Below are 7,383 nucleotides of genomic sequence, written 5' to 3' on the forward strand. Positions count from 1 at the left end.
GTCATGAAGTCCCGCAAGCGTCATGTTTTCCGAGATTTTAAATCGCCGCCAAATTTCTGGCTTTGATTCATCAAGGCTTACCTTCAACGTGAGAATCTCTTTTTTGGGTGTTCTTGGTTTTGCCATTTTATCCTTTGTTCCCCGCCCGAACAATAATTCTACTGCAAGCTATAATTTCTCAAATATTATTCTTATCAGTAATTTTTGTCAATCGAAACTCTATCAGTTAATGACTTTATCTCTGGTAGGTGATTAATACATTCATATGTTATTTTAATTACCTGGACTGTTGCGTATCAACATAGGCATTTTATGGCTTGCAACACTTTATAGTAAATGAGGTGATATATTGCATGGTATTAACTCATAAAAATATTTATTGAGAAAGAAGAATGGAGAATAAGCCGGCTATCCTTGAAGACTTCGAAGTGTTTCTTGTGCAAACGAAGACTATTCCAGATAACAAAATCAGTTCAATGTTTACTGGGTACGAAGATTCATTAAATACTGTAATTATCGTTAATCTGCAAGTAATAATCCTCATACAGAATTACTTAGTTCCGCTCGTAATGTTGCATATCGAACTTAGGTTCAAAAAACTTGCTTACAAGGAAGGAGTCCTCGAGCACCACCCTTGAGAAATGGAAGCATAACCTTGCCGTTTAGCTAAATTTATGGGCTAAGTCACAATAGGATGTCCCTAAAATTGCCCATGTGCGAATCTGCATTGAATACCTTTTGCAGGGCTTGTAGATGGCAGTAGACATGAAGGGGATATCGACTTTGCTGAATAAAACACTTCAACCCAGATGTTTGCCGGAAAACACTCAAAATACCTCCTCAGACGTGATTGCGCCGATGTTATTCCGGGACAGCGTTTTGACGTTCTATTGTACCGCAAGTCTTCAGGAACTTCGCGAGGACGTCGTATGGTTGGAACCCCGTAACCTCGCGGCCATTAACCACAAAGGCAGGAACTGCTCTTATGCCCAAGGCGCGAGACCGGGACCAATCGGAATCAACTGCCTCTCTGAACGTCCTCGATTCGATGACAGATCTCGCCTCCTCACCGGGAAGGCCTAATGACTCTGCAACGTCAACCAATACATCCGCTTTCCCAATATTCTTATTGGCGACGAAATATGCTCGGAACACCGCTTCGTGAAACTGTTCCCCGTTGCCTTTGTATTCCGCCCACTTGGCCAATTCCTGAGCCAAGCGGGTGTTGTATGTCCTTTTCTGCTCGGTCAGGGGTAAGCCTAATCCGTCAGCCACACGTTTTAACCGTTGCGTGATACCCTTGATGTCTACTGACGAGCCGGAGAAAAGTTCTTCCAGTGTGACCCCGTCTTCAGGTGTATCGGGGTGGAGGGGGAAAGCGAGCCATCGGACCTCGATGTCATAATCCTTCCTCAGTTGCTCAGTACGCACGGTACTGAAATAGCACCAGGGTCAGACATAATCCGAGAATACCTCAAGTATCGTTGACGTAGTCATAGATCTCCTTTTTAACTAAAGATACAGCAAAAAAGGCTTACCGTCAAGAATATCATGGCTCCAAGAGGCAGGGGACAGACTGAAAATAAAGGGTTCGGCGACCCAGGAAGAAATAAGTCTCCCTGTCTTTCTTGGGGCAAATCTTACCTGCTTATAAGATAGTTATACAGAAATTAATGGTAGGAGGAAACAGGAGAGTATGGATAATACCTACAAGTTTTGCATGCCAACCTTTAAATAGAAGTGAAGGTTACGGAAGGAAATAGAGTGTTGCTCTTCAGCCGCAGCGTTTAGCTGTCGGCCGCAAGATCGTTGATTTTTTATCATAAATTAGTGTGTTAAAAAGCACCTCTTATCTATCCATTTTTCTTGGCAAATCTAGCTCCCATGTCAAAGGCTTTTTCGCAATCCTTTGGAAATATTTCCTTGCGTCCCTTTGCTTTCTTCTCTGGGTCAAAACGACCCGCAACCACCTTTGAATAATCCTTAAACTGATAGGTATCAAAGCTTAAAAGTGACTCCGAAGCTCCGAATAACATCTGCAGGACCCTTTCATTCAGAACGATGTGTTGATCGAAGCCAAATTCTTTCATCCCCTCCGGGGTGGCATTCATAGTATAAATAAACCCCGTATTGACCTTTTTGGGGAAAAGTGATTGTGGAGGTTTGGTATAAGCCAGATAGGGAAACATCAAACGTTCCATAAACGATCTCATCTCTCCGGTAACAGTTCCAAAATAGATCGGGGAACCCAGGATAAGGGCATCGGCTTCCTCTACCTTTTTCAGGATTGGTGTCAGGTCATCCTTTACAGCACATTTGCCATAACTTTTGCCACCTATTGTTTTGCAGGCAAAACAGCTGATGCATCCTTTAAAGTTCAGATCATACAGATGGATGAGTTCTGTTTTTGCCCCCTGTGATTTGGCTCCTTCAAGAGCCTTTTTAAGCAGTGTTGCCGTGTTCCATTTTTTCCTAGGGCTTCCGTTAAATGCAATCACTTTCATAAGTTAGATCTCCTTTGTTTTGATGTTCTTAAATAATCAAATCTCTTTTCATCTAACATTATTATTTTATGCTACTGTAACAAATATCGGCTAACTCCCACCCTATACCACCCCTTTCGCAAACTTTATAAATTATTGTTGATTTTGTAAAGAGCTTTTTCAAAATTTCTATTATGATATGTATCAATTACCAATGGAAATGTCGCATTGCAGTTACTTAATCATAACGCTTGATTATAGGAAGGACTAAACAAAAAATCCAATTATCGATTTTTCAAGATCGAATATCCGGCGGAATCGCTATCTACACCTACTACTACTAAATACATTCGTTAACATTGAAAAACAACTATTACCAATGAAAGCAAGCGCAAGGAAGGCTTTAGAAAAAGAAAGGCAGCGGCCTTACCTCCCCTTTCTTTTTCCCACGGGCATAAGGAAGGCGAGAGGAATTGCAAATAAAAGTCCAAGACCGAAAGAGAGGAAGGTAATCCTAAATCCAGTGCCAGAATCAGAACTTAAATGGAGAATGAAAGTAATTATGGATACTCCCAATGCTCCTCCAACGTCTCGGGCATCAGCTCAATACATGCGTTATTGGCAGCGGGAAACATGATTCCCATACCAATTCCATTAACCAGTATCAGGAGAGACAGTATTTCAGCACTTCCCAATTGAATACCCATCACTCTCCATAACTGGCTTTGTCCGAGAAGGACTGTCGTAAAAGAGATGATACCCAAACCCAACACCATGGGCCATCGGTACCCCCATCGTTTGAGCAGGAAGCTGACGATAGCTGAGGCGGGAATGATTCCCAAAGATCGGGGAGTCAGTATCATACCGCTCATCAACGTCGATAGTTTATGCACTGAGGTAGCATAGAGTGGTATGAAAGCAAAGATTCCAAAAACTCCAGCACCTACAAACATATTTAATAAGTTTGCTGCCAGAAAAGGTTTTGATTTTAACAAAACAAGGTCCATGATTGGGTTCGTTTCTTTCTTTTCTTGGCGAAAAAATAATAAAAGTAAAGAAAGGCCGAGGGCTAAAAAAACTGCTGCAGAAAGAAGGGAGAGGGCAGAGAAGCTTTCACCAACAAGATTCAAGCCGAACATGAGAAAGAGTATCGCCCCACTGATAAAAGAAGCCCCTCGAATGTCTATGTGAGGCCGAGAAAAAACCCTGGAGTCTTTAAACAGCATTATAATTAAAATTATTAAACTTATGCCGATCGGTAAATTGATATAGAAGATGTATCGCCAGGAATATCGGCTCACAATCCATCCCCCTAAGTTTGGCCCAATAAGACCCCCTATGGGGAAAATACTGGTGAAAAAGCCAATGGCCCTTTCCCGATTCTCCGGAAAATGATCGCTCGCAATCCCGGATGCAGTTGGAAGAAAACTTGCTCCTCCAATGCCTTGAAGGAACCTACATGCTATCAACGTATAGATATTGGGTGCGAGGCCGCAGGCGAGAGAACTGGCCGTGAAAAGTATGAGAGAAATGAGGAAAACTTTCTTACGGCCGAAGGTGTCACTTAGCTTTCCCGCCAACGGCATCACCATGGCGACGGCAATTAAATAAATTGAAATGGTCCATCCGGCCCAGAGGACACTGGTGTTGAATTCTTTTATGAAGTTGGGGAAGGCTACAGCAACTACCGTACTATCAATGGAGTACATCAGGAGGCCTAACCCAGCAGTAACGAAAATGAAGTAACGTCGCATATTAGGGGCGATTCGTAAAGATAAAAGATGTTGAGGAATAACTCATGTTAGGATTGGAGTTTACTTAATCGTACTAACAGGGTCAACAAGAATTTAAATGATGTAGCGTTCACCTTGCAGTTATGTATCAAGTGAGCTCCTTCTCTTATAGAATGGTACACCGTTTGCACTAATATAGATTGTTCTAAATTTAATTTTAAGGAGGTACATCATGTCGATCTCTGGTATTTCAAGTACCAACGTTTATCAAAGCAGTCTGCAGACCTGGCTTCAGCAGCTAAAGAGCGATTTCACGGACCTTGAGAAAAGCTTGAATTCCGGCGACCTCGCAGTAGCCCAGAAGGCCTTTGCTACACTAATGCAGGACATGGAGAGCGGCAGCGCGCAGAATACAACCGTAACCTCTACCAGTGACAGCACTGCTGCCAACCCTCAATCCATCGGCAGTATTATTAATCTCACGACTTGACGGGAAGTTTACAGGGCAGGCAGTTTAAATTCATTTACAAGCCGAAAACTACGTTCAGCCCCATTGAATACCAGTTGTAATGTTGCATATTAAAAGGGAATTGTAATAACAACATTGCAGGAAGTTATCGGCTATCGAGCGCACCTACAAGCCTTCAGCAGCGCGATGTGATGGAGCATGAAGATTGATGATAGCAATCTTCACAACAAACCTTTGAGACAAAATATACAGGTGATGGCGAAAATTCTCCCCGCGAAGTCGTTTATTTGCTTGTTCATTTAGCATCTCAAGCCGTTACTCTGCGTTTTTCTATCATGTGCATTTTTTATGGCTACCATCATCAGACTCTTCGGATAATGGATGATTCACCAGGAAAAGCTGACGCCGAACCATATGTATGTGTTCCTTCAGGATGAAAAGTTCATCATAAAAAGCAACCGACACACGAATCCTGCTGACAGTTTCCTCGATTCGATCGAGTTTCGTCTGTAAGTCCTTGACGCTTTCTGGTTGCATGCATTGGGTCACTTCCCTCTCAATATTCCTGAGTTCACGGTACCAGCGGTAATATTTCGACCGCCAATCAGTGGTATCAGAACTACGCCCAGGGGAATCAATATCAAGATCATGCGGTCGATAAATGTGGCCGCCCAGAAGGGAAGATAATCATAAAGCAACGAACCGCCCGACTTATAAAATCGCCGGGCCTGTTCACTAATCGCAAAGTCCTGCTTATTCAGTGATGGAAACTCCCCCGCTTTGTGGACCCATCCAGCCCCGCTGTGAATCTCGACCGAGGCCTTCAGAAGGAGATACACCAAGGCCGGATGCAAGTTTTTGCGCACGATGAGATCTACCCGCGGAGACAGAAGGTGGACATCTGAAGCCGGGAAACTTTTTGACGGGTTGAGAACTCCCCTGGGTAAAATCACGTGGGCGAGATCCGGAAACAGCCTGGTGTAGGCTTCGGCTTGGGTGAAATTCATTAACTTGATGTCCTTCGCGTTAAGCAAGCTTACTACAAACTGGTTATCGGCTGCACCGAATCGCATAACCACATCCAACCTTCCTTCTTTTATCGCCTTATCAGCAGATGTATATGGAAGCTCATAAAATACTGTTGCCGGACCGGAAACGTTCGCAGCCTTCAGCAAATCAAGTGCAAATTTTCGTACGCCACTTCCTTCTGGTCCGATGGCGATTCTTTTTCCATTGAGTTGTGACAGGTCATCAAGGATTTTATTACCCCGGTAAAATACCCACAGCGGTGTGTAGGTCAGATTGCCAAGAGAAACAAGATCTGATGTTTCCTCAATTTTCGCTATTCCTCCTTGAACGAAACCCGCCTCAACCTTCTGGGATTTGTCCCTTAAGAGTTGCAAATTCTCCACGGCCCCTGATGATAAACGTAATTCAAGTCGGATGTTATCGCGGGCCAGTATCTGCCGGTAACGTTCGCCAAAAAAGGCAAAGGCACCACCTTGCGAGCCGGTGGCCATGATCAGGGATTTTGGTGGAAATGGTTTGACATAATGATAGCTCACCCAGAACAAAAGCGCTACGATCAAGAGGACCGAGATAACAGCAAATGATAAGACCTTTGGAGTTAGTTCCCTGATTTTGTTACGACCCATCGCCTATCCCTCCTCAGCAATATGTATAGAGCAATTACATCAGGTTATGACCGCCGACCATGCTTCTCACTGACCAACCGAGAACTTGTTATTAGATGATCTGAGTATACTGTAATGTCCATTGTAGATCAAGGAGGCCTAATTGCACGATGACGTGGGGCCTTAGGGACGCCCATTAAATTATAACTTTCTTTGCCTTCGTGGCATAATCCCTACTCTCCGCCAAAAAGTGATTTTTGAATTGATCTCCATCATGCCCGCCCCTTTTTATCTATTGTCCTCCAATTTTAATTCAATTTCAAGCTAAAAATCTCCAGTGATATTATTGAATATGGATTGAAATGTTGTATATTCGGAGGTAATGACAAATGCTATCTTAAATTAATTTCCCCTCACCTAAAATACGCTCATTTTGCCTCTTAACGGCCTTTTGCTCAACCAGACTACACGCTGTTTTTGCCCTATACTCTCCGCCCTATACTCTCTGCACCACGCTATTTGCTGCCTTTACTGCCGTATACCTTCCCCTCATCAAAAACCTTCTTGCCTACAACCTTCCAGCCGTCTTTCCAGGCCCTGTAGAAACAACTCCAGAACCCCATATGACATGCTGCCACCCTCTGATCAACGACAAGAAGAAGTGTGTCGTTGTCACAATCCAGATACACAGATTTAACCTTTTGTATATGGCCTGAGGTTTCTCCTTTCAGCCATATCTTATTTCTTGACCTCGAAAAGTAATGCGCCTTTTTAGTCGTCAACGTGAGTTCAAAGGCTTCTCTATTCATATATGCAACCATCAATACATCCTTTGTCTTCTCGTCCTGAACAACAACAGGTACAATCCCTTTTTCATCCCACTTTATGTTTTCCATATCAACTCCTTTATTAGCTGAGTGCTTAGAGCAAAGGGTATTAACTCTACGCTCCATGCTCTTCGCTCCATGCTAAAGCCTCACCGCCACTCCTCTATCTCTCAGATACTGCTTCGCTTCAATAATTGTATGTTCTCTATAGTGGAATATAGATGCAGCAAGCACCGC

Annotated in this window: 8 protein-coding genes; 1 reads left to right on the forward strand and 7 read right to left on the reverse strand. The window is 43.4% G+C overall.

Going from position 1 to position 7,383, the window contains the following annotated elements:
- Positions 1–861: 861 nt before the first annotated feature.
- The 3 genes from NTU69_12280 to NTU69_12290 form a co-directional block, all read right to left on the reverse strand.
- Positions 862–1,497 (reverse strand): DsbA family oxidoreductase, encoded by a 636-nt coding sequence (locus NTU69_12280; protein ID MCX5804283.1) that lies wholly within the window; start codon positions 1,495–1,497, stop codon positions 862–864.
- Between the two features lie 356 nt (positions 1,498–1,853).
- Positions 1,854–2,504 (reverse strand): flavodoxin family protein, encoded by a 651-nt coding sequence (locus NTU69_12285; GenBank protein ID MCX5804284.1) that lies wholly within the window; start codon positions 2,502–2,504, stop codon positions 1,854–1,856.
- A gap of 539 nt (positions 2,505–3,043) precedes the next feature.
- On the reverse strand, positions 3,044–4,192 hold the full coding sequence (locus tag NTU69_12290) for an MFS transporter (GenBank protein ID MCX5804285.1): 1,149 nt from the start codon (positions 4,190–4,192) through the stop codon (positions 3,044–3,046).
- A 256-nt stretch (positions 4,193–4,448) separates the two neighbouring features.
- Between NTU69_12290 and NTU69_12295 the strand changes: the two genes are divergently transcribed.
- On the forward strand, positions 4,449–4,706 hold the full coding sequence (locus NTU69_12295; GenBank protein MCX5804286.1) for a hypothetical protein: 258 nt from the start codon (positions 4,449–4,451) through the stop codon (positions 4,704–4,706).
- Between the two features lie 312 nt (positions 4,707–5,018).
- Here the strand turns inward: NTU69_12295 and NTU69_12300 are convergent, their stop codons facing one another.
- The 4 genes from NTU69_12300 to NTU69_12315 all read right to left on the reverse strand — a co-directional run.
- Positions 5,019–5,222 carry a hypothetical protein gene (locus NTU69_12300; protein ID MCX5804287.1) on the reverse strand — a complete coding sequence of 68 codons (204 nt, stop codon included), beginning with the start codon at positions 5,220–5,222 and terminating at the stop codon, positions 5,019–5,021.
- An 8-nt stretch (positions 5,223–5,230) separates the two neighbouring features.
- Positions 5,231–6,340, reverse strand: coding sequence for a C4-dicarboxylate ABC transporter substrate-binding protein (locus NTU69_12305; GenBank protein MCX5804288.1), 1,110 nt, complete (start codon positions 6,338–6,340; stop codon positions 5,231–5,233).
- A 494-nt stretch (positions 6,341–6,834) separates the two neighbouring features.
- Positions 6,835–7,215 (reverse strand): phosphoribosyl-AMP cyclohydrolase, encoded by a 381-nt coding sequence (gene hisI / locus NTU69_12310; protein MCX5804289.1) that lies wholly within the window; start codon positions 7,213–7,215, stop codon positions 6,835–6,837.
- 72 nt (positions 7,216–7,287) lie between these two features.
- Positions 7,288–7,383: imidazole glycerol phosphate synthase subunit HisF (locus NTU69_12315; GenBank protein ID MCX5804290.1), on the reverse strand; the 96-nt coding region annotated here is incomplete at its 5' end.

This window comes from Pseudomonadota bacterium, from assembly GCA_026388215.1.
GTDB lineage: Bacteria > Desulfobacterota > Syntrophorhabdia > Syntrophorhabdales > Syntrophorhabdaceae > JAPLKF01.

Coding starts and splice junctions, on each gene's coding strand:
- NTU69_12285 (MCX5804284.1), bottom strand. CDS start 2,504: ATGAAAGTGATTGCATTTAACGGAAGCCCTAGGAAAAAATGGAACACG.
- NTU69_12290 (MCX5804285.1), bottom strand. CDS start 4,192: ATGTACTCCATTGATAGTACGGTAGTTGCTGTAGCCTTCCCCAACTTC.
- NTU69_12295 (MCX5804286.1), top strand. CDS start 4,449: ATGTCGATCTCTGGTATTTCAAGTACCAACGTTTATCAAAGCAGTCTG.
- NTU69_12300 (MCX5804287.1), bottom strand. CDS start 5,222: ATGCAACCAGAAAGCGTCAAGGACTTACAGACGAAACTCGATCGAATC.
- NTU69_12305 (MCX5804288.1), bottom strand. CDS start 6,340: ATGGGTCGTAACAAAATCAGGGAACTAACTCCAAAGGTCTTATCATTT.
- hisI (MCX5804289.1), bottom strand. CDS start 7,215: ATGGAAAACATAAAGTGGGATGAAAAAGGGATTGTACCTGTTGTTGTT.